This window comes from Curvibacter sp. APW13, assembly GCF_032337135.1.
Classification (GTDB): domain Bacteria; phylum Pseudomonadota; class Gammaproteobacteria; order Burkholderiales; family Burkholderiaceae_C; genus Allorhodoferax.
Genome location: NZ_JAVXZZ010000005.1, coordinates 39571 through 63688, shown reverse-complemented (window position 1 = coordinate 63688; position 24118 = coordinate 39571). Strand labels below are relative to the sequence as shown.

The following is a 24118-nucleotide window of genomic DNA, read 5'->3' as shown; positions in this document are numbered from 1 at the left end:
AAACACCGCTGGCTGAGCAACATGGAGGGGAACTGAACTGCGGAATGCCGTTCAGGTCTTAGATAGACGCCGGGAAGTTCCCCGATGTGTGCGCAGTCCGGCATCGGCTCTCTGGACTGTTGAATACGGGGAATCATTGCTGAATGCGCCCTTCTCCATGGTCACAGAACGCGCATGTTGGCCGCCACAAAGGAACTGCCACTTCGTGACATTCTTGGCAGTGGGTGGCGAACACCTTGCGAATTAGACGTTGAAACATCTTGGTTCTCCTGTTGGAAGAAGCCCAAGGAATGAAACAGGCCCGGCGGGCGACTGTTTCGCCCTGGGCAGTTGGTGAATGGTCGGCTAGCGCTCGACCGAAAAATATGAGTTCCCCTATGGGGATTGGGCATTGCGCCCGAAAGAAGCTTCATTGTAGCGACGCCACGTTCTGCTGACCAGTGGCATAGACGCGTTTCCGCAAAGCCAAGAAATGCGAAAAGCCACCGCTCCCCTTGCAGGGAATGGTGGCTTTTGCGTTTGATGTCGAACCTACTGGTTCAGTTGAACATTGGGAGCCGGAATTGATCACCCGCTGCGGGCAACAACTTGTCGGCCGCCGTTTGCATCCATCGCGTCATCGCTTGGGTACGCAGTTGCACCGAGTTCGAAAACCCGCCCCGGTGGGCTTGGACCCGCGCGCCAAAGTCGTAAGCCATTGAATCTGCGCTGGCCACCCAGTCAAGCATCTTCAACTCCGACAGGCATGAACCCTTCACCCCGAAAAGATGAAGCCGTGAACCAGTTGGTAACTGGCCTTCCAGACCGGCCAGGATCGCGTGCAGTCCATGGGTGGGATGTTTGAGGCTGCGCCGGCATACCGAGCCAATTCCGATGAGCTTCGGCGTTGCAAGCCAAGGCTCCCAGCGGCTCCAAACCTGCATGAGCAGATCCAGACTGCGCTGGTAGTCCGATACGCTCCATCCTTGGATGATAGGAACGGGCGGGCGAATCATGTTGCCAACCACCGAAGGTGAACACGTCTTGGCCAACTCGTTTTGCCAGTGGTAAACCACGCGCAACGCCCCTTCAAGCAGGGTTGCTGTGGCATTGACGCGGTAGTCAATCTCTTCCTGACTGCAGGCTATCTCGGGCTCACAGCACAGGTCGGGCTGGGACCACCAATTGGCACCTACTGAACAGGCCAATTCGATGTACTGACTGAACGACCACGGGAACACGTTGCCGATGCCATTGGTCGAGCCCTTCTCCTTCCAAAGCTTCATGGCGGTGAATCCGGCCGAATCCAGTGCCAGGTCGAGCTCGTACAAATTGGTTGCCTCCGGGATGCGGAAACACCCCTTGGACGGATTCCAGAATGCACTGGCAGAGACCATCACCGGATAGCCTTCGTCAAAGGCGTGAAACGTCAGGCGTCCCCCGGATTGTGGAATGCCAGCACGCATCACCATGCCGTCGGCAAGACTTGCGTTGCTCTGCCCGATCGGCATTGACCTATGGGCATGTGCTGCGACGACGGCGTTCACCGTACTTCCCCTTGCAGCAAGTCGATTTCCGCCCCCAAGGCTTGCAACTCTGCCAGATCGATGTTTACCGTGATGTCGCCATCGCTCCACCCCTTGCCGCTTCGCTTGAACGTGAATCCGTCAGGTGTTGTGATGACTTGCGCTGCTTGTGCAAGTTGCAACACCAGTGCGCCGGCGTCGTTTTGCAGCAGAGCATGCTCAGTGAGTAACAGCACGGCAGCTTGGTTGGTGCCTTCGCGCAGTAAGGCTTGCTCCTGTGCACTAACTGGGTAGCCATGGAACACCCAGCCTATTTCGTCGTCATGGAACGCCTTGTAGAGAGTGGCAGTGATAGACGCAGATACGCGCGTGGTTCCACCAGCGGCATTGAAGTACGTGTATTCCTTGAAGGATGCGTGTGGCATCGCAGGGGAAAGCACCTCGATCTCCGTACCGTCTTCGTGTGCCAGATAGAAGTCCTGTAGACCTGGCGCATCGGCCATCATGCCTTTGGCAACGGCCCGTGCGCTTCGGGCGACATGGTCAATGACTGCGGTGCATGCAAGCACTTCACTGGCAAAAGTCGCGGCCTGATCTCCGTCCGTGTGCCAGCAGTCTTGTGCAGACGCCCCCATGCGTGTCATGACACGCCAGGGGTTTGGGTTTGTTGCTTTCATAGGGCTTTCAAAAAGAAGAGGCCCAAGGCGCGCGTCCGCTCAGGACGTTGCGCCCAGGGCGGTTGAGAGAATGCGACTGGGTCGCTTAGAAGTGGCAGATGCGCGGCGGGTTTTGCTCGTCAAGCGGCCAGTTGACCTGGTCCCATCCGGCGATTTCCTGCCCGTCTTGGTCATACACGCCAACCAGTACACGCTCCGTGGGCTCGATGGCATGGGTCAGACCATCCATATCGGTGATGCGCATGTAGACCTGGCGACCGTCGAGGTCGAACGGTTGGTGCCAGGCGGTGCACTGCCCCCCTGTGTCTACCACCGTAAAGCCGTAGCTTTCGGGAATCTTGGCAGACGCGTGGTCGTTCGGGTTGTACTGCTGCGTGGTGTTTTCACTGTTGAGGAACCCGGTGATGGGTGTCCCGTTGAAGTGAAAAGCGTAGGTGCCAAAAGGCGTTTTGAACAGCGATTTCATGACTGTACGAGGTCCTTGCATTGAAGAAAAAGGCCCAAGTCAGACTACTGGCCGCAAGGGCAAGCATGTCGCCCTGGGCAGTTGGTGAATGGTCGGCTAAAAGCGCGACCGGAAAAATATGAGTTCCCCAATGGGGAGTGGGCATTGCACCCGAAAGAGCCTTGATTGTAGCCAGCCCCCCACGGGCAGTAAACAGGCAAAAAAAAAAGCTCCCCGAATGGGGAGCCTTGGGGTGGTGGGAGGTCTCAGGCGGGAACACTTGCCGCCGATTCGGCTTTGGCTCGACGCTCTGCACGGATCTCCTTGGCAAACCGCTTGGGGTAGACCGTGTTGAACGCGCGCAGTGCCTGGGCCGCCCGGTCGTAGGCCGCTTTGAGCTCGATGTACTCGGGCAACTTTTTGACCGCATCCGGTGTCAGCCCCATGGGGCCTTTGGGATGCTTCGCCAGAAAATCGTTGAGGCTCTTGCCGGTCGCGCGACAGCTTGTCCAGAGCCCGTCGGCTTGCTTTTTGGCTTCGTCGTAGGTCATTGTGATTCAGGCCGGTGGCCTGCTCCGTTGGGGGGTGTGCGGGTGTTCCACCCGTGCACATCATTGGGGACGTCCAGATTGATCGACGGCATCTTTGCACCCATGCAGTCCGGTGTCACGCAGCGTGCCGAAGGGTTGACGGCCTTGTCACCTGCCCCATGGATTCGTGGGGTCGGCTTGAGGCCGCAGAACGGGCACTCCTTCAACTGCTGCGCGATCGCGTGGGCTTGCTCCTTGGTCAGCATGGCTGAGGGGCAAAATGCGTGATCGTCTCCGATAGCGCCCGGTTGTAGGCCTGCAGCTCGTCAACGCCATAGTCCACCCACTCCAGATCGAAATCGAATCGGGAGGTGATTTCCTTGGGCTCGTCGCCATCGAGCATGCCGTGCATCAGAACGAGTTCGCCATCGACTTCCTTCAGGAACCAGACCTCGTGCCCATTGATGGCTCGGGTTCCTTCTGGTGATGCAGCAAGCAGCTTGGCGAGTTCGTTTTCCAGTAGGCAGAGGTTGACCCACAGCATGCCGTGTTCGCCGGGCTGGTCTGCAAACACCATGTCGGTCTTGACCTTGGCCTTGCCCTGCGCAGGCGCCATCGACGCATTCGCCGAGCCCTCTACGGGTTGGGCGCTGCCATCGGTGGCGGCCTGCAGGGATTGCAGTTGCTGCTTGGTGTCGTTCAGTTCACGAATGAGCGAAAGCACCTGCTGCGGGTTGCCGGCGACTTCCTGGGTGAACGGCATCATCCAATCGTCGAGGATCGTCAGCTGCAGTACGTCGTTGCCGTACTGCAGCGCCAGCGCGCACTCTTCCAGCGTTTGGGGCTGGCGCAGCACGTACTGGGTGGTGTCGGCCAGTTCAGCCTCAGTCACCACCACCCATGCGCCGTTGGAGAACGTGATGTCCCAATGGTCGCCATGGTTGTGGGCTTGGATGTGGCCCCAGGTGCCAGGCGGCGTGTGCCGCTCGGCGCCGTGGTCATCCGTGTCCAGTTCGCCTTGGAGCGTCTTCACGCCCAGGCCTGGGTGGATTTTGTTGTTCATGTTGGTCCTTGGGGAGAGAGGGGCACATCCCCCAGTGGGCAGAGGTGCCCATTCGGGTTGAAGTTGATGTGTCGCTATCGCAATTCAGCGACGGCGCTGGCCTGAAGCGCAGGCGTGCGCGCCGCTCAGCTGGCGATGGTACGTCCGCGCGTGGGCGGCGAAACGCAAGGCCTGCTTCATTGGCTCCGAGAACTCATCACAGGCGATGCCGGAGATGCGGTAGTCGGTAATGTGGTAGGGGCGCCCGAACGTTTCGATGGCAGCCTGGTCAACCAGTTGGCTCCAGGCACGCTCATGCTGGTCAGCGGCATCTGCATGCTGCTGTGCCAACGACGCGTGTTCGTCTTTGGTCCATGTCGGTTTCAGCCGACGCAACACCTTGGCGGCATCGGTCGGCGTCACCGCCTGGAAGACGTTGATCCGGCCGTTGTACCAGCGCAGCTTGATCTGCTGGTGGTAGGCTGGATGATCGAGCGCTCCAAGAAGGTCGTGTTCATTCAGCATGCCTGACTCGCTTTCCGGAACATGTCCTCCGTCGCCAGTTGGTTTGCGCGACGACGGTACGTCTCCATGCGGTATTCATGGGCCTTCGCTGCTTGGTTGAGTAGACCGACCATATGGGCGGTTTGTTGCTCGTTCAGCACCAGTGAGGCGGCGCGGCATGCCAGTTCGAATTCGCGCAGTTGTTGTTCCAGAAGTTGGGGCGACAGCTCCTCCGTTTTCTCGGGTGCCACATAGGTCATGGGAACCCCATGCTGCGTGAACTCAAGGTAGAGGTGGCCGTCGCATTTGGACAAGTGCGCGATCTTCTCGGTGGGGGTAATCCATGTTCTGCTCATGGAAGGACTCCGTGTTGAAGCCCGAGGCAAATGATCACATGCCTGTGGGGCGATGTGTTTGCCCCAGGCAGTGGTTGTATGGGGACCGGAAGTTCGGTCCTGTGGTTGAGCTGCAGCCCAATTGAAAACCCGCGCGAGGCGGGTTGTAGTGGTCAGCGAAGTCGTGCGCCGGGTTTGAGCCCTACCTTGCGCGTGGCAAGGAACTCACGCAACAGACTGATCGCAGCAGCACGGATGACAGGCTCGGCTCTTTCGAAACGCTCACGCAAGTTTCGTCGGGCAGGCTGCATCGCGTGTTCGGGCTTGAAAACGCCCAGGCGTGCACTGAAGTTCATGTACACCCATTTGCTATCGAACGGAATGATGGCCAGGTGGTCGCACAGGATGTGGATGACCCCTTGGTTCGCGTCGATGGCGCTACCGCTGAGCAGGTTGGTCGGGATGTCCAGCACAGGATGGGCGCGTTGGAGCGCAGCATCGAGCTTGGATGTCCCATAGGCCACGATCAGGAAGGTCTTGCCTTCGTGTTCGTAGCTTTCAACCAGCAGGCAGTAGTGAGGGCTTTTGCCGGGAAGATCCGGCTTGTCCTCAAATGGAAACAGACACTTTAGGAGTGCACCCCGCACCAGCTGTGGTTGCGTGGTCATTGGAGCTTCCTTGTGGTTTCAGATCAACTGCCTTTGCGAGCAGCTTGCCGAGCAGGCCTTCCAGTGCCGCAGTGGGCACGTCGGGCGCTACATAGCCCACGACACCGTCGGTGGTCGTGTGCTTGGTTGCGGGTTTACCGCGTTGGGCTCGGATGATCTTGGACTCCATGCGCCAATGATACGCGCGTGAAGACAAAGATTCCAGTGTTGCCCTTGCAGCAGTGACCCATGGGGGTCGTTGTTTGCCTTTCACAGCATTTTTTCTCCTGGTGAGGCCCAAGGAGATGAACGCAGGCCCGGTGGGCGTTTGTTCGCCCTGGGCAGAGGTTATGGGGAAGACCGTTGGTCGGTCGATGCGCAGCTGGCGCAGGACCAGCAAATCGGCTGTATGAGTTGCACCGTGTGGTGCCGTAGGCTTTGCGCCTGAAAGAGACTTGATTCTACCGAGCCGCGGCATCGCTGTAAATCCGCGCACACTATCTCGGGAAAGCAGGCCCCATCGACGGCTGCGCACCCTCCCCTTCCACTTCCATCAAAATCCATGACTGGGCGTAGTCAACGACCTGGCATCCCGCATTGGTGCCCTGCTCAAAGCCATTGATGACGAGCATTTCGGCGCTGGCGTGTACCAGACAAGCGTCGCTCAGGCGCAGGATCTGTCCATCCTGACAATGGAACATGGCGGTACGGACATGCCGATTGAGCCGCGTATCACGCACATCGCGCAGCAGGAATGTGCCGCGCACAGCACGCAGCATGCCGGCGTTATGCCGCGGCACCACCACCCCATCTTGCCTCGCTCGCATCATGTCGAATAGCACTGTACGAATATACAGTAAACACCGTACAGACGAAAAAAAACCCGCATAGCGGGTTTGATCGGATGCCGAGTCTACACAGGGCGATGTCCAGGGTGGTTGTCTTCGGCTGGCTTGCGTGGGCAAATGCTGGCGGCCGTCCGCGTGCTATTGCTTTCGCTGACCAGGGCTCCAGTGGTTTGGTTGATGACGATCACCGCGCCACCCTCTTCGGTGTACGTGGTGGTTTGGGCTGCAGCGCTGACCGCGAAGGCCACCAGCAGCATGTAGGCGATGTGGTTTTTCATGGGTGTGTTTGGACAAAAAAATGGCCCGCCCCCATCTTGCGATGAGGTAACGGGCCAGAGGTGGATGAAGTAGTTAGATCACGACGCGGGAGCGACCACCAACACGTTGGATGAAGACTTCCGTGCCGCGTTCGGGCAGCGGTGTGCCGTCAGCCTCCTGTACGACAGTCGTTGCACGACCGTTGCAGTTGAGGAAGAACTCCTGCCCTTCCGAAGAAGAGATCTTGTTGACGGCAGCGTTTGCGACGACAGCGCCAAAAATGGCACCCAAAGTTGCCTCGGGTGTCATTCCATTGGCACTGCGACTGCCAATGGCACCCCCGAGGATGCCACCAGCGCCGGTTGCGATTGCCTTGGCCGTGTTACCGGCTTCGAGCTGCACCGTCCGGGCCTTGACGACTCGGCAGATTTCCATCTGCCCTTCGTTCATGGCGTCGTTACGGCGATAAACGCCGCTCTGACGGTTGTCAGAGTCGAACACGCTGTTGAGGCTGATGTTCTGCGCCCAGCTGAGCGCCGGGATACAGAACAATGCCATCAAAACGATGTTGGAAATGACAGACTTTGCGGTTTTCATGGTGAGGTTCCTTTCGAGGGTGAAAAACCGCCTTGTCGACCGGGGAGTCGGGTGAAGGCGGGGGGGGGTGAAATCAGGCTGCGATTGCAGTCTGAGCGGGGCTTGGGGCGAATCCGTGCTGTTGGAGTTCCAGCAGCGCTTCTTCGTCCCATTTCTCGACCATGGAAGCAGCAGAAGCTTTTTCCATAGTGATGTCAGCGGACTCCCAGGAGTTGACGTTGGACGTCAACACCACCGAGAGCCAGGGTTTCTTGGCCATGCGTTGCATGACCACGTAGCGCATCCCGCCTTGCAGGGGAACTTGGCGATTGAGCTGGCGCATGAATACGCCAGCAACGATCGCTGCCTGAATGTCCCCGGTTGGGGACATTTCGTTGCTCGGCACGGTACCGATTTCGATGACTGTGGTCATGGTGTAGTCCAAAAAAATGGAAAGACACCAATGCCCGGTGGGCACGTGATGCCCATCCGGGTTGAAGAAACCATGCGGCAGCTCGAAGTGAATCGAACAGGCGTGGTCAGGGGAAGCAGTCGGGGAACCGGCTGCATGTGACAGGCAATAGAAACCTATGGCCTAGGGAAAGTATGAGTTGCTCTGCGTGAGAGCGGGCGACAGAAGTCGCTGAAAGAAACTCAAATTTACCAGATGCGTCACCAGAAATCCAGTGGCGTCAGAGTCTGACGACGAGCCCGTTGCATTGGGGACGAATCCCTTTGGCGAAGCTGACCCGATCCACAAGCAAGGACTGGTCCTTGATCCAGCGAACGTGTTCTTGCAACCAGGCAAACCGCGTCAACGGCCACACAACGAGCAGAATCACGGACTCCGTGAGGGCAAGCCGGAATGTCTCATAGCTGACCCCGAACCCGTTTACAACGATCCCCAAGTGCTTTTGGAGATCCTTGTATCGAGGTGAATTCAGGAGCGGCGAATAGATCTCAATGCGCTTGATCCCGAGATTCTGCAAGTCGAACAAAGTGGTCGGATGCAGTGCGGCGCCCAACGCTGGTGCAAGCTGATGTTTCCATAGTTGCTGCGGCAACAAGTTCACGGCATTGGCTGGTGCCATCTGCCCGAGAGCATGAAAAGACCACCAGCTTTTGCGTTTGACATGCACCTCCACCTTAGAGGCATCGGCGCGATGAAATTCAACAGCCATATTGCCCACTTTCAGACACGGTGTACGCCGACGGATGACGACGTAGGCACAAGCGGCCAGACCCAGCACCATGAACCCGAACGCGTCCAGCCACCAGGTGACTTCGATGGGTCGGTAATGCCAGTTCAGCGCGCGGATCTGGTTGAGCTTGGTTCCCTGCTCAATCATGGTGGAAACCACCAAAGCAATGGGCCCTGTGGCACGCAGTGCTTTGAGCGAAATCCCCATCATGTAGGAACTGGCTTTGAATGACGCGCCAGTGAAGAAGTCACGCCACCCGCCCAAGTCGAGCAGGAACATGACGACTACCGGCACAGCCATGAAACCAAGCACCATGGTGCTGGCTTCGAGAATTGTGAGAATGGTTTCCATAAAGGCTCCACAAAAAACGGAACCTTGTCCCACCGGGAACTGGTCCCGAAGGGTTGAAAGATATGAGTGTCCCGCGAAGGGATGGAAAGCGCACAAATTCTAGCGAAGATATCCACTGTCGGTGGGGATAACTAGGCTGCAAATAGCGCAAACCCTATGTCACACAACGTTTTGGTGGCGATGCCTACAAAATAGGCAAACAACGCTTGATGCCATCGATTCAGCGCGTACAAAGCAAAAAAGCCACCCGGTTTCAATCGGGTGGCTTTTTTGGATGAGCGACTTCAGAAGGCAGTACCTTCCAGCGCTTGCAGTCGTTCTGAATCAGTGGGGTACTCGCGCACGACGGTGACCACGGAAGGTTCCCCTACCGCAGCTTCGCCGTAGCGCCACCATTCGATGGCTGGCAGACCGTTGGGGCCGGTACCGAATTTTCCTGGTTTGAGGGACGGATGAAGCAAACGCCCCGCGTAAGACGCGGCGACGGTCTTGGCGACGTTGGTTGCAAACTGCTTGGCCAGATCCTTCAGCGTGCTTTCGCTCGCGGTCTTTGGCAGCAAGACGAACTGCGCTTCCAGGATGTTGCTGCCTTCGCTTTGGTAGTCGCCGGCCAGATGGTAGTTCTGGGTGTCCTTGCCGTAGTTCTGCAGATAGGCCAAGGCCACTTTGGGGCCCACGGCCGTCGCAAACGTCTTGCTGGCAATAGCTACGCCATCGCACGGGGCCCAGCCATAGTGCTGCAAGGCCGACCGAACGATGTTCGCGCACACGTCTTCAGAGGTTTCGACAGTGGTACTGTTCATGGTGTTCTTTCGATTGATGAACAGACCCAGCCCCGGAGGGCTGGGCCCGTCCGGGTTGGTGGTTGAAGCGTCCCAAAGAAGGTCGCTACTCAAGAGGGCTTGCCTCCATCTTTGGCAGGCGGGGTAACAAGCGACTTCTGCTCAGGACTGAGGGTCTTGAACAGCTGCTCGAACGTGCTGGGCAGCACATCAATCACGATGTATTGCGGGAACTGCTTGGTGGCCATGACGGTGAACACGATCTGGGCATTGGCAGTGTCCGACGCAACCACCATCCCCTGCACGATGCGCAGGGTGTTTTCTGAGCCGGTGAGCCTCAGGATGGCTGAGACGAAGTACGGTTTGTATTCGGGCTCCTGTGCTGCAGCAAAGCAGCACGACAGAGCCAGCACGAGCATGGCAATGTGTTTTTTCATGGGTCAAGGAGTGGAAAGAGTCGTCGCACAAGCAGTGCTGCGGAAAACTCAGCTGGGGAACGTCGCTCTGGAAGCTATGACCTGGTTGGGTCACATTCCGGGCGTGCAAATCTGGGAGGTTTGGAAAAGTCCCAGGGAAGCTGCCGGTGCGGCAATTTCGGCTTTGTATGAGTGACGCTGCGGGTAGCAGCGGAAAGAACGCACATTATCCCCCAACGGTGGCTTGGTATCCAGCGAAATGCCGTGCAGGTGTTGCACAATGTCGCCTCGGCACCTCGCTAGTGCCAGCCGCCCGCGAGGCAAACGTGTTGCGACGCGATAGCCACAATTTCTTCATCATCTCCACGGCGAGGATGTAGCGGGCGCATTCCTGGCCAAGGAGATCGATGCCATGCGAAAACCCGCTACCGACAGCCTACTCAACCGCATCAAGCGGGAAGCCAAGCAAGCGGTATCCCCCACCACCACATACATGCAGGCGCTGGACGCACTCGCCGTGCAAGAGGGGTATCAGGACTGGCGCGCGATCGCGCTTGCCAATGGTGAGCGCAATGCGGCCGAGGGCGATGAGATCCCGCTGGACCCCGTATTGCCGCCCAACTTCGACAACCGCCCCAATGAGGAACGCTCGAAGGCCGAACTGGATAGGTTCTGGCGTCGGCCATTTATCCTCAGTCGGGATGACGGCAAGTACGACGTGCGCTGTCTGGACGGCGGCGCGTGGGATCGCTCGACCGGCTACGGTGTTGCCGACACCCTCGACGATGCCCGCGCGCTGGCCCGGCGCAAGCTCAGTGCATGGATTGCCATCATGGCGCGGCCAGTACCGAGGATGCGCCGCGATGGGCTGTTCGACCTGATCCAGCTGAGCAACCGCCCTGACGAGGAACCGGTGGTGTATGCATCGGGCATCACCCAGGCCGAAGCCGTTCGTCAGATCGCGCTGTACGAAGCCCAGAATCCCGAGCCACAGTAGCACGCAGGCAAAAAAAAACCACCCTGCATCGCCCAAAGGCTAAGCGGGTGGTTTGTAGTGGTTGGCCTGTTGAGCCTCTAGCCCGTAGCAAGCTGCAAGTCATAGCCCAGCGTGCGCTGGGTGGATGTCTGCGCAGCGAGCTGACGATGCCAGTTCGTGATGCCCTCGCCGATGCGTCGAAAAAGCGCCCGCACCGGCTTGTAGGCAACACCCTGCCCCAACAATGCATGGCCATCGACCTTGCTCAGATCGGCGACCAGCTGCTCTGGGACATCCTTGATGCGTGCATGCTCCGCTACCGTGAACTGCCGCAGCAGATCGGGATCGGTTGGGTGCTTCAACAACGGGTCCGTGCTGCCGCCTTTGGCATAGCCCTTGCGCAGTGTCCCGCAGGACGTGCTGTCCTGCGAAACCGTCTGCATGGCAAAGACATTGCCTTTGGCGGCGTCACGCACCTCCTTGGCTTTGAGGTAGTCAAAGGTGCGCCAGTCGTGTGCATCCGGCCCGATGGGGTCCAGAATTTCGGCCATCGTTCGCACCGGTTTGAGTTTCGGTGCGAGATCCTGCAGATCGATGTCGATACCGGCACTGGCTGCGACCATGAACCAGCGGACACGCGCCTCCAGGCTACCGAATTCCGAGGCATCAAGGACAGTTTCCCGCACCACGTAGCCGCTATCGCGCAAATGGTTGCGCAGGATATGGGCGGATGCGCTGTCGCTGTAGAGCTCGACGTTTTCGATGACCACCACCGCTGGTTGAATGCGATTGATGACCATCAAGGCACTGGCCACGAGGTGACCCACTTGCGGGTGGGCTTCCATCATGTCCAGCCCCCGCTTGGCCTTGCCGGCGCGGGACGCTCCTGAGCAGGGAATGCCTGCGCACAACACATCGACTTGTGGAAGTCTCTGCATGGCAGCAGCATCCTGCACCAGCTCCTGCATGGGGGCGGCCAGCCCGATGGTGTCCTTGCGCCAGATGTCGTTGTGGGTGCTGGCATGCTCCAGCAAGTCCGCATCGATCTCGTTGGCAAAGGCAAGATTGGCGTGGATTCCGGCGTCGTGCAGACCCGCATGCGCTGCGTGGTCCAGCACACCACCACCGAAGCTGATGCCAGCGGTGGTCACGGTGCCTGCATCCAGGTTCTTCTGCAGGCGCTGCAGGCGCTCCTTGCGGTTGACCTCGCTTGCCAGCGCAAGGATCAGGATCTGGTTGTCCATCACCACCACGCGTACAGCCTGCATTCCCTCGAATGGGGCCAGCGCCTTGGCGCTGTTGATGTCGATGACGGGAATCTCCGTCCCGGCCTTTTCCTTGCGGCACACCACGTGGGTGCCGTTGGGGCACACCGTGAGGGTGATTCGCTGACCTTCCTGGCTCACTGTGCGGTTGTAGGTCTTGCCGGGTAGAAACCCAGCGACGGACAGCAGCAGTGAATCCAGAAAGATGCGAGGCTTGCCCTTGTTCTCGCCGATGGATCGGACAAGGTATTTTTTCATGGGAATCTCCGATGGATGGAGATGCCAGCCCCAGGGGACAGCATCCCCATGGGGTTGAAAATGGCTCGATGCGCTACCGGGCCAAGGCCTGGCGCAGCGAGTCCCTGGTGTAGTCCCTGAAGGCCACGTGGATCTTGCTGCGCAACGCCGGGTCGTTCGGGATACCGTGCTTGTCCAGTACCTCGCGCAACCGAATGTGCTCTTGCAAATACTGCTTGGCCGATTGCACGCGCTCGCCCAGGTTTGTCACTGTGACCAGCAATTCCGCCTTAACCCCGTCAATCGTGATGTAGGTCACTGGGGCAGCGCCTGTGCTCATGGCGTGTTCGGCGGTTTGCTTGGCTTCTTGCGCCGTGCAAAAGCGGACAACTGCTTGCCCCGCTTCTTCGCATACCAAGATGGTGTCATTGATAGATGTGTTCATTGCTGTTTGAGGATGTTTGGAAAACTGCGGCCCGTATCATGACGCTGCAGCTGTCTCCCAGTGTTGTGAATCCGAATTTCCGATAAAGCCCTTCCAGCGCGAGTGCGGGAAGGGGCCTGTCTTCAATCGGTACAGGTTCGAGGTAGAGCGTGGTTTGGCAGGTATCCGCCGCCGCTATCAGTTCCTGCAGCGCCGCCGTCGCCCTGCCCGCCTTGCGGCGTTCAGGATCGACTATCAGTGCCATCAGGACAGCTTCGGGTGGCTCCTGGTCGCTCTGGTAGACCATAACGACACCACGCTCGATACCGAGACACCGGTTCAGTGACAGTGCGATACGCACGCCGTCTTTCTCCAGTGTCCCGTAGCGCGTGCCTGCAGCATCTTGGTAGGCGCGCGGATGCGTTCGAGCATCCAGTCGCGCCCAGCCGCCATGCATCATGGCCTGGTACAGGTTGCGTTCTGGCATGGTCAGCCCGTTTGGGTTGGCGTCACCGCGATACGCACGCGGTTGTCGGGCTTGTAGAAGCCCGACCAGGTGTCGTTGTTGCCGTGCAATCCGATGTCACCGTTGCTGCGTGCCTGAGTGACACGTTCAACGAGTACCGTATGGCGCGGATTTCCGAACCAAAGCGTGTCGCCAGCGCGAACATCCTTGGCATCAACCCAGCGGGCCGGGGCCTGCTCGGTCCGTGGTACGGTGTCTTCCCGAGTCATGGTCACACCAGCTGGGCAAGCGCATCCACGACCGCCTTGTTGCGCGGCTCACCTTCGCAGTCGTAGGTACGACGGATGCGTTCGATGAACTGTGCAGGCGACAAACGCTCATTGCGGCCAATCAGGAACCCGTAGGCATCGATGGCGTAGGTGAGCATTTCGTGCATGTAGTTGCTCGCGTAGAAATGCAGCTTGCCCCCGATGTTTCCCATATGGTCACGCAGGAGGTATGACTGCACTTGCGCTGCAGGCGTGGCCCCCTGATCAGGGGGTGTTTGGTTGTTGGTCATGTTGAATCGGTTTGTAAGGCCTTCCCAGCCCCAACAGGGGCCGGAAAGACCGGGTTGAGGGGGTAGGACATCAAAGCTCTGCAATCGCGCCACGAACGACTGCATAGCAGCTGTCGCGGAGTTGTTTCAAAGCTTCGAAGTTGGCATCGCGGCGTGCATCGACATGCGACCATGACAGGCCGTTGTCGATTTGCACCGGACGCAGCGACAGCGCGGGGTAACTCTGCCCTGCCCGCTCGCCGGTCATGTACCGGGCCGGGGCTCGGCAGTCACCATCGCGATCAAGGCGGTAACCAATGGCCCGCAGGCGCTTGGAGAGCTGGGTGAGCGTCACTTGGCATTGCTGCAATGACTGGCGGTAGCGGATCTCGGCGACCAGCAGGCTCTTGGCATCAGACATGGGCACCTCCCCGGCGAACGGGTTGGCGGCCCAGGCGCACGATGCAATCTCCTTGGCCCGAGATGTAGCCGCGATAGCGCTTTCCCTGGCTACGCACGGAGAAACCGTAGCCGTGCTTGTCGTGGCGCGGCGTCAAGTGCCGAACCTCGATGCCATAGGCTTCGGGCTTCTCGTAGTTGCGGAAGTAATGCTCTGTTCCGGGGCGGTCCTGCTCCGGCATGAAGATGATGTAGGTTTTCATGAAAAGTCCTGAGAAAACCGGAACTGCCAGCCCCATGGCTGATTGCAGCCCGGGCGGGTCAATGAATGGGCACCAGCTCGAAAAGCAAGTGCGAGGTGGGGGTTACGCGGATGCGCCAGTTGTCAGTGTGATTGGGGTTTCTTCGAGCGGCCATTCAGGCCACCACGACTCGTCCCAATCCACTTGGCTCGCAAAAGCCACAGCAGCCTTGAACTCTTCGGCTACCTGCAGCATCTGCCAGTTGAACATCCAGTCGTCGTACTGCCGCTTGGCAGTACGCCACTGAAGTCCAATGACAGGTAGCCACAACAACGCAGCCCATTGGTAGAAAGTGCTTTGTATCGACTTCGCCAAGAACAGGCACAGCGCAACAGCAATGACGCTCCCCAGGATGGGGAGGTAGTAGTAGATCGGCCGAAACCAGCCTACCTTTTTTGGAAGCTTCATGCGTTCGTCGATGCCCAGCATGCCGCATTCACTGATGCGCTCACGGACGGCGAAATGGTCTGCCGTCGGCAGCATCATCCAGCTTTCTTCCACCAGCGGCTCCCAGTGCTTGAAAAGCTTCTGGTCGGGGTATTTGTGACGTGAGCCACGCCCGTTGTGGAGATCCCAGATGTACCAGGCTCCCTTGTGGCGATAGGCTGCGCCGATGTTGGTCTGTACGAGAACGTTGTCTTGGGGGTAATTCATCGTTGTTACGTGGTTACCCAGGACGGCCCCCACCCCAAGGGCAAGTTGCTGCCCCGGGTGGGTTGAAGAGTGCTGCGGCTTAGTCGCCTTGCAGCTCGGAATGCGAGAAGAACTGGTACAGCGGATCGGTCAGGTGGTTGGCGCGAAAGAGGATGGCCATGTTGGCGGCCTCCAGCGCAATTCCACACTCACTGACCCAGAACTCAACAATTTGGGCGTCATCACTGACATCGTTGTTGCTGAGGGTGTCCTGGATCTGGCTTTTGACCTTCGCTGGGAGCTTGTCCAAGATGGTGTGCCCACCGGCCTGAACCCATTCACTGATGGTGTTCTGCGCCGCGTTGATGAAATCGAGCATGCCCTGCGGCATACCGTCATCAGCATCGCGGCCACCGAACTTGGCAACCAGTGCATCAAACTTCTGGTCGGTGCACAAACCGCCGAGGCAGTTGGCATCGCAGTAGTCATGCAACTGGGAAAAGTTCTGAACGTCCAGCGGCACCTGGCCGTCACGGATCATTTCCAGAACGTCGCGCTTCATGGCCAGCACGAGTACAGCCAGTTCTTGTTGATCTTTGGGATTGATAGACATGCAGTTCCTGTGGAAAAACCAAAGGAACTACGCGCCGCACCGCGGGATAGCTCCCTTGGTGGGTTTGGATATGAGTTGCATCAGCGCAAAGCTGGTGCCTGAAAGAGCCTCCATTTTCGGTGAAATTTGAGGCTCTGGCAATGTTTCAGGCCCAACCTGAACCGATCAGGCACTCACCGGCTCTTTGGCCCGTTGTAGCGCCCATTGCCGGAAGGCCCCTTGGCGGTGTGCCCTGCTGGCCAACCAGGGAAACGGGCCTGGCCCGGTCCTGGAGTTCCGCCCTGTCCGCCCCTGTTGCCTTGTGTACCGCTCTTGCCGCCACCACTGCTACTCTTTGCCATGAAAATGCTCCTTGATTGCGATCGGTAGCCCCAGAACTCAGGGCATCGCACCGACAGCAGGTCAATGTTGCTGGCGGCGCTGCCGCTGTACTTGGGAAACATGGAAATTTCACCGTTCAATCGTGAGCTGCCGCTATTCGAGGCATTGCCCGTTCCGCTTTGGGACGTCACCATTTCCCGCGAACTGCGCCAGTTCAAGTCCGCCGTCGGTTTGTCTCCATGTTTGACGGCCACCCCCTCGGTCAACGTATTGGCGGCCATTGTGTTTGGTCGATCCTCCTTCGAGGCTTTGGTGCGACGCGAACTGGGAGACGTTGAGTTCCGCAACCTGCGCAATTTCGCTCGCGGACACGTGAAGAGCCCTCGCTCGCTCGGATCAATTCTCGTGAAGTGCGGAGGCGATCATGTTCTGCTTGAACATCTGGCGGCCATATTGCGCGACCCCGCCAGTTCGAGCCTTGTTCGACTGGTATCTGTGATCGAAGGCGCTGCCTATAGGCTGATGCTGTTTCTTCGGTCCTTGCACACTCCATGTCCGTGCTGTGGTGCGAACACCATCACTCGCTCCGAAGACTGGTGGAACTCGCAGGCATGCAACATTGCGGCACCTGAGGCCGCTCTTGTCGACAGAGCTTGCATGGTGGCAGTGGCGATCAGCTTTTTCATATCCCGCCACAAGGATTCGTTTTCCCGAGCGCCACCCAGCATCTGGCAATTGGCCGAAGCCTCTGCGCACCCGTATAGAAACTGGCTTGAAAGCGTTGCAAGGATCTTCCAGGCACCCGATCTTTCCCGCCTTGCTGTTCGTGCCGGCGCTGATCTCGAACCAGATGCACTTTGGCGCTATGCCCGTGGGGAAACGCTACCCCCAGAGGCAATCGAAATGCTCATTTCGAGGATCAATGGTTCTGGTGCCATACAGGCGGCTGTCATACCCGCGAGAACACTCGCATTCGCAATTGAGTTCCTTCGTGCTTCGAACATGGAGCAGCCATTGGACGACTCAATGGCTCGCAAGATTGTTTCCGACCGAATCGCAACCATTCGATCTGAGCTGGGTCTCCTTCTTCGTGACTTCGTACACCGACAGGCTCACATCCACCTGGCCACGCCAAGGTGAAGTCTTTTTGCGATAATCCCATCGACTGCCTTGTAGTCGGTGTTTATCCTCCCTGAACACCCGCAGTCTTGACCGCCTCGCTAGTCGAGGCGTTTTTTTTGGGCAAAAAAAAACCACCCTAGGGGTGGTTTTTTCAGGTTGGTGCTTTGGATCAGCTGCAAGAGCCGATCTCCCCGCATGCTTCACATCGCATGCATCCATCGTGCTTGTGAACCGCATTGGTCCCACAGGAATCACATCGCTTTCCGGTGCTCAGTCGTGGATTGGTGAACTGCGAATCGTCAACGTCGTGCCCCGCATCCGTTTCCTGGGCTCCCTGGAGCTGCAGGCTGGCCAGTGCCTTGACTGGAACCTGGTTGCCCTCGCTGTCGAGGTAGCCCTGTGCCTGCAGCATGCCTTGCAGCATGTAGGCCAATGCAGCAGCTTCGGAATCATGTCGCAACGGAACTTTGGTGCCGTCCTCTCGGTAGCGTTCACCACAGGTCACCTGCCCACGCTCCCACGCAATCCGACGCGCGTTTTGCAGCAGGCTGGCGATGTCTCCGCCAGAGCGCATGAGGCTGCTGATGGCCATCATCAAGAAGGTGATCCACTGCTGCCCCTCGCTAGTCTGGTTAGCAGGGAAAAACACCTCTACTGGACGTTGAATCGACACGCGCCGACCTTCCAGAGTGCCGATCACCGTGTCGAAGCTCATGCTTGCATAGAACGAGTATTTGCCGTGCATGCCGCGCAGCACCTTCTTTTCGTTGATGGCGGGCATCGGGCCTTCACGTCGACCATCGATCTGCTTGGTCAGCGGGTTTTCGTCCTGCAGCGATGAGGGTTCTGCCATCCCATTCGCGGCTACTGCTGGCTTTTGTTCATCCTTGACGGACAAGACTGAGCCCAGAACCTCATTGGGTCGGTAGGTTGCGAGCCCCTTGAGGCCTGCCTTCCAGCCGGCCAAGTACAGGTCCTGGAACTTGTCGTAGGGGTAGTCTGCGGGGACATTGACAGTTTTGCTGATGGAGCTGTCGACAAACGGTTGCACCGCTTGGAGCATTTGCATGTGCTCGATGGCACTCATCTCCAGCGCCGAGACAAAGTAGTCCGGCAGCGTGTTGGTGTCATGCCCCATCGACTGGTACAGCCGGTAGGCATGGTCCAGCACGTCGAACTCCTTTGTCGAACCATCGGGCTGCCTGATCTTGCGCACGTACTTCCACTCGAATGCCGGTTCAATGCCGTTGGAGGCATTGTCTGCAAAGCACAGGCTGATGGTGCCGGTCGGTGCGATCGACAACAAGTGCGAATTGCGGATGCCATACGAACGGATGTCGTTGCGGATGTCTTCAGGCAGGCGCTGTGTGAATGCGCCGGCAAGGTACTTGTCCGCGTCGAACAGCGGGAATGCACCGCGCTCCTGCGCGAGCTCAACAGAGGTGCGGTAGGCCTCATCGCGCATCGTTTCCGTCATCTTGGCCGCGAAGTCACGCGCAGCGTCCGAGTTGTACTTGATGCGCATCATCACCAGTGCACTGCCCAGGGCCGTAAATCCCAGTCCTATGCGGCGCTTGGCCATGGCCTCCTTGCGTTGTTTCTCCAGCGGCCACAGACTTTCGTCGAGGACGTTGTCGAGCATGCGCACTGCGGTTCGAACGGCTTTGATGAAGCTGTCGAAGTCAAAGCGTGCCTGCTCCGAGAAGGGATCGACCACGTGCTTGGCAAGGTTGATGGAGCCCAGGCAGCAGCAGCCATAGGGTGGCAACGGCTGCTCTGCGCACGGATTCGTAGCCTCGATGGTCTCGCAGTAGTACAGGTTGTTCTGGGCATTCATCTGGTCGATGAACAGAACACCCGGTTCGGCGTGCGAGTAGGTGTTTCGCATGATCTGCTCCCAGATGTCGCGGGCACGTACCTTGCGGTACACCCACAATCCATCGGCACGCTGGTAGGCGTCGGGATATTCCTGCGTTGGAGCGGCCTTGTGGACCAACTCAAAGTCGGTATCCTCATCGACCGCACGCATGAAGGCGTCGGTGACACCAACAGACAGATTGAAGTTGTTGAGCTCACCTTTGGTGCGCTTGGCCGTGATGAAGTCCTCGATGTCGGGATGGTCGCAGCGCAGGACGCCCATTTGGGCACCACGGCGCGCGCCGGCGGACTCGACGGTTTCGCAGGACTTGTCGAACACCCGGGCAAAGGACACCGGACCAGACGCCCGAGAGTCAGTACCTTTGACCTTGGCACCGCGCGGGCGGATGCGGGAAAAGTCATACCCTACCCCGCCTCCGCGGCGCATGGTCTCTGCAGCTTCGGCCAAGGCGGTGTAGATCGACGGGTAGTCGCCTTCAACGTTTTCGGTGGCGCTGTCGGCAATAGGCTGCACGAAGCAGTTGATGAGGGTCGCGCCGATGTCGGTACCGGCTGCGGACAGAATGCGCCCGGCAGGAATGAACCCGCCTTGATTGAGGCATTCGAGGAACTCGATCTCTCGCTTCAGCTTGTCGGCTTCGGGCCGCGCCAGTGCCCGCGCTACGCGCACGTGCACATCCTCAAGGGTGGACTCACCCTCCTTGAGGTATTTCTCTCGCGCCGTGATGAGAGAGACTTTTTGCGGCTCCAATGTTGAGTTGGTCATAAAAACTCCAGAAAAAAGATTGCCGCACCAACTGATCAAAGTGGTGTTGACGCGGCGTGGGGAGAAAACATGCTGGCTGCGAGACAGTCAGCGGCTAAAGGAGCTTCCAGGTGCGACTCGGATCGAGACACAAGCACGACGCACGCAGTGCGGCCTTGATGGGGCCTTAGGCGTTCGTGTGGGGTGCTGGCAATCCGAAAGACGCTCGGATCTGGAAGTGGGCAGCACCGGGAGGGTGTGCCAATGGGAAATATCAGTCGCGCGTGTGCGCGTGGCCGTAGGCCGAAAGAGCCTGCATTTTCCGGCAAAACCGCTTCCTGCGCAACGTACGGTGAAAAAAAATGCCCCAACCTTTTAGGGTTGGGGCATACAGGGTGGGTGGATACTGGTCAATGCTCGCCGCCTCCTTCGACCATCGGGAATTTCTCCATGAAGGTCTCGGGGGTCAGGCATTCCAGCCAGGACAGGTAACCGTCCATGGTGGCCGGAAAACGCTTCTCCAGCACAACGTGCTCGTAGGGTTGGCGTTCAACCGGGCCATGGCTGAGGTACAGCTGCGCGCGCTGCGGGTCTTGGGCCTGCCATGCACGCATGGCGTCACGTTGAACCCGGATGCAGAAGCCGCAGATGCGCGGCTTGTTGGCGCTGTCATAGGCCGTGCCGGTCGACGCCGGGCATTCCATCTTCTTGCGCACCAGCCCTATCAGTGACTCGGCTGCGATGTGCGGTTTGGGTTTGTAGGTGAGCTTTCCCTCTTCCAGCAAAGCGGCGAGTCGGCACGCTTCCCTCAGGATGGCCTTCTCGTCGCCAAACGCCAAGCAAGTCCATCGGCGCACCAGTGCACCACGGACTTTCCTGGGCGAAGTGCCCAACAAGGCCGCCATCACCAATCCCTCTCCCGGCAGGGCGAAGAATGCAAGGTCATAGATCGTTTGCATCATGTCTCCTGCGCTTCGAGCTCACGCTCACGGGCGATTTGATCGAGCCAGTCGGCACTGGGGATCATCGGGGCCAGATCAATGGTGCGCTTGCTGACTTCGGCGTGGGCATCCAGTGGCCCCGGATCGCCAGCGAACAACTTGCCATCCACGTGCACCTGAAGTGCATGGGAGTACAAGCCCCGCAGGATCGGCGGCTGGTTGAAGCGAAACGCTTGGGTGTGGCGGTAGACCGCCCCACGAAAGCTCGGCGAACCAGGCTGCAGGATGACTTGGTAGTCGGCTTCGTTGAGCTCGTCCAAGCCAAACAAGACCTGGTCAAACCGCTCGCTCCCGGGCTCGCAACTCAACATGCGCTGCTGGGCAATTGCGATGCCCCTGCTGTCTTCGATCTGCGGCCAGTGCTGTGGCACGGCCTTGATCTCGACCTTGCGGCCGTCGAGAAGATCGGCACAACGATGCAAGAGCACGGTCAGCAGTACCGCGCTGTCTTCATCGAGTTGGCCCTCGCGCACCGGGCGCCAGATGCTGTCGCTGCAAATCACCATGGTGCCACCGGCGTCGTTGATGGCAAACGCGGTTCGCCACAGGACTTCAGCGATATGGATCTCCGCCAGACCTCGGTCGGTCTTGCAGGATTCACCGAAGTCATAGCGGCACGGTCCCAGTGCAAACCCTTCTGCCTGCCCCAGCTTGTGGTGCAGTATCGCGCACCCATCGTCGCCGAGTGTGTGCTGAAAGTGGGGCAGCAAATGTGCGATGTACTGGCTCTCCAGTCGAAACATGAACTGAGACACCTCGCCCGGGGGCATGGTGTGCTTCCAGTTGTGGGTGTATCCCATGCATATCTCCTATGCAGCCAAGGCGAGGCTGCGGTTGGGTGAAACCGTGAGGGTTTCGGTCAATGAAGTGCGCGGACCATCGAAGGCAGCCAGTCCTTGCATCACAAGTACGGCGTCACGAATGTCCAGCGGCGTGTGCAGTTGCGCCGAGCTGCGTCCGACGGCCTGCCGAAAAAGGCGGGCCCGGGCCGCAAAGTACGCAGGTGGTACCCAGGTTTGGGCAGGGATGCCTGGATCAGGCAGGTTTACGGTGGTTTTCACCTCATACACCTGCAGCCAGGCTGTCAGGGTCTGGGCTCCGATTGCTTGCACGGTACGCCACTGCAGGATGTAGTCCTCCGGCGAGCAGGCCCGCCCGTGCAGCCAGATCAGTCCGTCGACGCAGCGCGCCGACCGCGCCACGATGCCGCCCATGGGCGACGACGCGCGTAGTGTGGGAATGATTCGGCCATCTTCCAGATGGTCGAGGCACACGTGCAGGGTATGGGCATCCTTGCCATCCGTCCCCGGCATCGCGCCGCTGTAGTAGCTCATGGCCACCACCTTGTCCACTTGGTTCATGGAAATCTCCGGTTGATAGACCCGCACAAAGGCGGGCAGGAATAAAGACGCCGCCTACCCCTTGCGGAGTGGCGGCGTACGGCTCTGACGGGCTTCTGATGCCCTTGGCGGGCTATTGCGTCAGTGACTTGGAAGATGGGCAGGTGTTTTTCCACACCGTGTTGCGCCACTCCCAAGGAGCGACACTATCGGTGACGGACCACACGCCCAAGTGCGCGAACCGCGCTCGCGATTCCATGTCCGGTATCGCGCTGTCGCGCAGGTATCGCTTGTTGGCTACGTTGGCCCATGCCAGGCCCATGCGAACCAGCTCGCGGCTGGCAGTCGTGGAGTTGAATGCCAAGTCACAGACCTGACGGTCGTAGATGTCGACATCGTGGCAGGAGAACGCAATCGATTTGCCCAGCACCATGTCCGACAGTGCGTCCTTGGCCTTCTGCGCAAACGGTTGACCTGGCTTGCAGCGGTTCTTGTGGGTTTCGGGAGCGTCAATGCTGGCCAACCGGACGGTGATTTTCTCGCCGTCTTCGGTCATTGCCACCACTGTATCGCCATCGTCTACGTGAATCACGCGTGCCCGGAAATCCGAACGGATGCCCGATGTGGCCCAGGCTTGTATGCCCAGACCGCCGATCATGGCCGCAAGCGTGCAAAACACGATGGAAGAAACGATCCGGCGCACCATCAGGCCACCTTGCGTCCGCAGGCTGCCGAGTCGCTGATGATCGATCCGTCAGCCGCCCACTTGACTACGCGGTTGCCCATGTTGTTGATCGCGTCCTCACGGATGGATGCGAACATCGGCGCAGGCACGCCGCCGACCAAGGCGTCCACGTTTGTGCGCAGTTCGTCGATGGTCTTGGGCGCGGTGCGGCTTTCGGCCGAGGGCGCTTCGGCGTCGCTATTGGCGAATACCGAGTAGAAATACTCACCGCACATGCGGTCGTAGCCGGCCAGGACGATCTGTCCGTCAGCGGCTTCGAAAACGTGTTGAGACATGAGAAAGGCTCCTTTCAATGAAAAAACTCCCAGCACGTGAATCCGTGAAGGGAGCGATTGGGCGTTGGGGAACGCAAACAAATGAAGAACCTGACTCCCGCCAACCAGGCGTGCGCGCAAGCGCAGGCCAAGACTGCGTCCAAAGGACGATCCGATAGCAGGAATTCAGGGGGTGCGGCCGAGTGGTATCAGCCGCGAGAAACGGCAGGCAGTGCCTGCGTATTTGGGTATGAGTTTGCCGCTAGGGCATCAAAGTGCGGCAATGATAGCCGGAACACGCGCCCTTGCCAATCCGTCTAGATTGCCGTCTTGCGTAGCTTGGCTGTGATCAGACTGTCCCTTGGTTTGCCGATGGTGAACTGGCATGCCGGGGCAGGTGCTGGCTGTGTGCCTGGTTGGCGTTCATAGCGCGTTTTTTTCGGGGTAACCAGGTGTGCAACACTGGGGCGTACTTCGCCTTGCGGGTCCCAGGGATACGGTAGTGCCATCGGGTAGGTCTCCGGTTTCGGTCTTCTCAGAAGTGTTGTGGCGGTGCAGTTTCACGCACCATCCTCGCGTTGTCGAGCAGCAAACCCGCCAAAGCCTCCGCCTCGTCGGGAGTCAGCTCCAGGTAGTCAATAGGCGTTGTTCCATCGCTGACGGATGGCGGGTTGACGGCAAGTCCGACAGAGTCACCCCCAAAGCCCACCATGAACACGTTGCCTGCTGAAGTTTGCATGA

Annotated in this window: 35 protein-coding genes; 2 read left to right on the top strand and 33 right to left on the bottom strand. The window is 58.9% G+C overall.

Features of this window, described 5'->3' with window-relative positions; genetic code table 11:
* Nucleotides 1–539: 539 nt before the first annotated feature.
* The 17 genes from RQP54_RS18035 to RQP54_RS17955 form a co-directional block, all read right to left on the bottom strand.
* On the bottom strand, nt 540–1526 hold the full coding sequence (locus RQP54_RS18035) for a hypothetical protein (RefSeq protein ID WP_315679832.1): 987 nt from the start codon (nt 1524–1526) through the stop codon (nt 540–542).
* Nucleotides 1523–2182 (bottom strand): hypothetical protein, encoded by a 660-nt coding sequence (locus RQP54_RS18030; protein WP_315679831.1) that lies wholly within the window; start codon nt 2180–2182, stop codon nt 1523–1525. Before RQP54_RS18030 ends, RQP54_RS18035 begins: the two co-directional genes overlap by 4 nt.
* Nucleotides 2183–2267: 85 nt before the next feature.
* Nucleotides 2268–2648: a hypothetical protein gene (locus RQP54_RS18025; RefSeq protein ID WP_315679830.1), complete on the bottom strand. Its 381-nt coding sequence runs from the start codon at nt 2646–2648 to the stop codon at nt 2268–2270.
* 245 nt (nt 2649–2893) lie between these two features.
* Nucleotides 2894–3178, bottom strand: coding sequence for a hypothetical protein (locus RQP54_RS18020; RefSeq protein WP_315679829.1), 285 nt, complete (start codon nt 3176–3178; stop codon nt 2894–2896).
* Nucleotides 3175–3423: a hypothetical protein gene (locus RQP54_RS18015; RefSeq protein WP_315679828.1), complete on the bottom strand. Its 249-nt coding sequence runs from the start codon at nt 3421–3423 to the stop codon at nt 3175–3177. Before RQP54_RS18015 ends, RQP54_RS18020 begins: the two co-directional genes overlap by 4 nt.
* On the bottom strand, nt 3417–4220 hold the full coding sequence (locus RQP54_RS18010) for a hypothetical protein (RefSeq protein ID WP_315679827.1): 804 nt from the start codon (nt 4218–4220) through the stop codon (nt 3417–3419). The genes RQP54_RS18015 and RQP54_RS18010 overlap by 7 nt, the downstream gene beginning before the upstream one ends.
* Nucleotides 4221–4304: 84 nt before the next feature.
* The gene (locus tag RQP54_RS18005) at nt 4305–4724 is read right to left on the bottom strand and encodes a hypothetical protein (RefSeq protein WP_315679826.1); all 420 of its coding nucleotides are present in this window, start codon (nt 4722–4724) and stop codon (nt 4305–4307) included.
* Nucleotides 4718–5059 (bottom strand): hypothetical protein, encoded by a 342-nt coding sequence (locus RQP54_RS18000; protein ID WP_315679825.1) that lies wholly within the window; start codon nt 5057–5059, stop codon nt 4718–4720. The genes RQP54_RS18005 and RQP54_RS18000 overlap by 7 nt, the downstream gene beginning before the upstream one ends.
* A 152-nt stretch (nt 5060–5211) precedes the next feature.
* Nucleotides 5212–5706, bottom strand: coding sequence for a hypothetical protein (locus RQP54_RS17995; RefSeq protein ID WP_315679824.1), 495 nt, complete (start codon nt 5704–5706; stop codon nt 5212–5214).
* On the bottom strand, nt 5648–5875 hold the full coding sequence (locus tag RQP54_RS17990; RefSeq protein WP_315679823.1) for a hypothetical protein: 228 nt from the start codon (nt 5873–5875) through the stop codon (nt 5648–5650). The genes RQP54_RS17995 and RQP54_RS17990 overlap by 59 nt, the downstream gene beginning before the upstream one ends.
* A gap of 307 nt (nt 5876–6182) precedes the next feature.
* Nucleotides 6183–6512, bottom strand: a complete 330-nt coding sequence (locus RQP54_RS17985; RefSeq protein ID WP_315679822.1) for a hypothetical protein — start codon at nt 6510–6512, stop codon at nt 6183–6185.
* Between the two features lie 86 nt (nt 6513–6598).
* Nucleotides 6599–6811, bottom strand: coding sequence for a hypothetical protein (locus tag RQP54_RS17980; protein ID WP_315679821.1), 213 nt, complete (start codon nt 6809–6811; stop codon nt 6599–6601).
* 73 nt (nt 6812–6884) lie between these two features.
* On the bottom strand, nt 6885–7388 hold the full coding sequence (locus tag RQP54_RS17975; RefSeq protein ID WP_315679820.1) for a hypothetical protein: 504 nt from the start codon (nt 7386–7388) through the stop codon (nt 6885–6887).
* A 73-nt stretch (nt 7389–7461) separates the two neighbouring features.
* The gene (locus RQP54_RS17970; protein WP_315679819.1) at nt 7462–7800 is read right to left on the bottom strand and encodes a hypothetical protein; all 339 of its coding nucleotides are present in this window, start codon (nt 7798–7800) and stop codon (nt 7462–7464) included.
* Nucleotides 7801–8059: 259 nt separating this feature from the next.
* Entirely contained in the window at nt 8060–8920 is an 861-nt protein-coding gene (locus RQP54_RS17965) for a hypothetical protein (protein WP_315679818.1), read from the bottom strand.
* A 284-nt stretch (nt 8921–9204) separates the two neighbouring features.
* Entirely contained in the window at nt 9205–9723 is a 519-nt protein-coding gene (locus RQP54_RS17960; RefSeq protein ID WP_315679817.1) for a hypothetical protein, read from the bottom strand.
* A gap of 89 nt (nt 9724–9812) precedes the next feature.
* The gene (locus RQP54_RS17955; protein WP_315679816.1) at nt 9813–10139 is read right to left on the bottom strand and encodes a hypothetical protein; all 327 of its coding nucleotides are present in this window, start codon (nt 10137–10139) and stop codon (nt 9813–9815) included.
* A 391-nt stretch (nt 10140–10530) separates the two neighbouring features.
* On the opposite strand from RQP54_RS17955, the gene RQP54_RS17950 reads away from it, so the two are divergent.
* On the top strand, nt 10531–11115 hold the full coding sequence (locus RQP54_RS17950) for a hypothetical protein (RefSeq protein WP_315679815.1): 585 nt from the start codon (nt 10531–10533) through the stop codon (nt 11113–11115).
* Nucleotides 11116–11192: 77 nt separating this feature from the next.
* Here the strand turns inward: RQP54_RS17950 and RQP54_RS17945 are convergent, their stop codons facing one another.
* The 9 genes from RQP54_RS17945 to RQP54_RS17905 form a co-directional block, all read right to left on the bottom strand.
* A complete protein-coding gene (locus tag RQP54_RS17945) occupies nt 11193–12617 on the bottom strand; it encodes a DNA cytosine methyltransferase (RefSeq protein WP_315679814.1) in 1425 nt (474 codons plus the stop codon).
* A gap of 73 nt (nt 12618–12690) precedes the next feature.
* Entirely contained in the window at nt 12691–13041 is a 351-nt protein-coding gene (locus RQP54_RS17940; RefSeq protein ID WP_315679813.1) for a hypothetical protein, read from the bottom strand.
* Nucleotides 13022–13507 carry a GNAT family N-acetyltransferase gene (locus RQP54_RS17935; protein WP_315679812.1) on the bottom strand — a complete coding sequence of 162 codons (486 nt, stop codon included), beginning with the start codon at nt 13505–13507 and terminating at the stop codon, nt 13022–13024. The genes RQP54_RS17940 and RQP54_RS17935 overlap by 20 nt, the downstream gene beginning before the upstream one ends.
* Before the next feature lie 2 nt (nt 13508–13509).
* Nucleotides 13510–13755 carry a hypothetical protein gene (locus RQP54_RS17930; protein ID WP_315679811.1) on the bottom strand — a complete coding sequence of 82 codons (246 nt, stop codon included), beginning with the start codon at nt 13753–13755 and terminating at the stop codon, nt 13510–13512.
* 2 nt (nt 13756–13757) lie between these two features.
* The gene (locus RQP54_RS17925) at nt 13758–14045 is read right to left on the bottom strand and encodes a hypothetical protein (protein WP_315679810.1); all 288 of its coding nucleotides are present in this window, start codon (nt 14043–14045) and stop codon (nt 13758–13760) included.
* Between the two features lie 70 nt (nt 14046–14115).
* A complete protein-coding gene (locus tag RQP54_RS17920; RefSeq protein ID WP_315679809.1) occupies nt 14116–14445 on the bottom strand; it encodes a hypothetical protein in 330 nt (109 codons plus the stop codon).
* Nucleotides 14438–14686 (bottom strand): hypothetical protein, encoded by a 249-nt coding sequence (locus RQP54_RS17915; RefSeq protein WP_315679808.1) that lies wholly within the window; start codon nt 14684–14686, stop codon nt 14438–14440. Before RQP54_RS17915 ends, RQP54_RS17920 begins: the two co-directional genes overlap by 8 nt.
* Nucleotides 14687–14788: 102 nt before the next feature.
* Entirely contained in the window at nt 14789–15379 is a 591-nt protein-coding gene (locus RQP54_RS17910) for a hypothetical protein (RefSeq protein WP_315679807.1), read from the bottom strand.
* A 79-nt stretch (nt 15380–15458) separates the two neighbouring features.
* Nucleotides 15459–15971, bottom strand: coding sequence for a hypothetical protein (locus tag RQP54_RS17905; RefSeq protein WP_315679806.1), 513 nt, complete (start codon nt 15969–15971; stop codon nt 15459–15461).
* A 405-nt stretch (nt 15972–16376) separates the two neighbouring features.
* Here RQP54_RS17905 and RQP54_RS17900 point away from each other — a divergent pair, with 405 nt between their 5' ends.
* Complete coding sequence (locus RQP54_RS17900; RefSeq protein ID WP_315679805.1) at nt 16377–17432, top strand: hypothetical protein; 1056 nt, start codon at nt 16377–16379, stop codon at nt 17430–17432.
* A gap of 151 nt (nt 17433–17583) precedes the next feature.
* Here RQP54_RS17900 and RQP54_RS17895 read toward each other — a convergent pair whose 3' ends face one another.
* From RQP54_RS17895 to RQP54_RS17865, 7 genes are all read right to left on the bottom strand, one after another.
* Entirely contained in the window at nt 17584–20058 is a 2475-nt protein-coding gene (locus RQP54_RS17895) for an adenosylcobalamin-dependent ribonucleoside-diphosphate reductase (RefSeq protein ID WP_315679804.1), read from the bottom strand.
* 389 nt (nt 20059–20447) lie between these two features.
* Nucleotides 20448–20996, bottom strand: a complete 549-nt coding sequence (locus RQP54_RS17890) for a hypothetical protein (protein WP_315679803.1) — start codon at nt 20994–20996, stop codon at nt 20448–20450.
* Complete coding sequence (locus RQP54_RS17885) at nt 20996–21838, bottom strand: hypothetical protein (RefSeq protein ID WP_315679802.1); 843 nt, start codon at nt 21836–21838, stop codon at nt 20996–20998. The genes RQP54_RS17890 and RQP54_RS17885 overlap by 1 nt, the downstream gene beginning before the upstream one ends.
* A 9-nt stretch (nt 21839–21847) precedes the next feature.
* Entirely contained in the window at nt 21848–22399 is a 552-nt protein-coding gene (locus tag RQP54_RS17880) for a hypothetical protein (RefSeq protein ID WP_315679801.1), read from the bottom strand.
* 112 nt (nt 22400–22511) lie between these two features.
* Entirely contained in the window at nt 22512–23084 is a 573-nt protein-coding gene (locus tag RQP54_RS17875) for a thermonuclease family protein (protein ID WP_315679800.1), read from the bottom strand.
* Nucleotides 23084–23398, bottom strand: coding sequence for a hypothetical protein (locus RQP54_RS17870; RefSeq protein ID WP_315679799.1), 315 nt, complete (start codon nt 23396–23398; stop codon nt 23084–23086). The genes RQP54_RS17875 and RQP54_RS17870 overlap by 1 nt, the downstream gene beginning before the upstream one ends.
* A gap of 514 nt (nt 23399–23912) precedes the next feature.
* Nucleotides 23913–24116: a hypothetical protein gene (locus tag RQP54_RS17865; protein WP_315679798.1), complete on the bottom strand. Its 204-nt coding sequence runs from the start codon at nt 24114–24116 to the stop codon at nt 23913–23915.
* Nucleotides 24117–24118 lie beyond the last annotated feature (2 nt).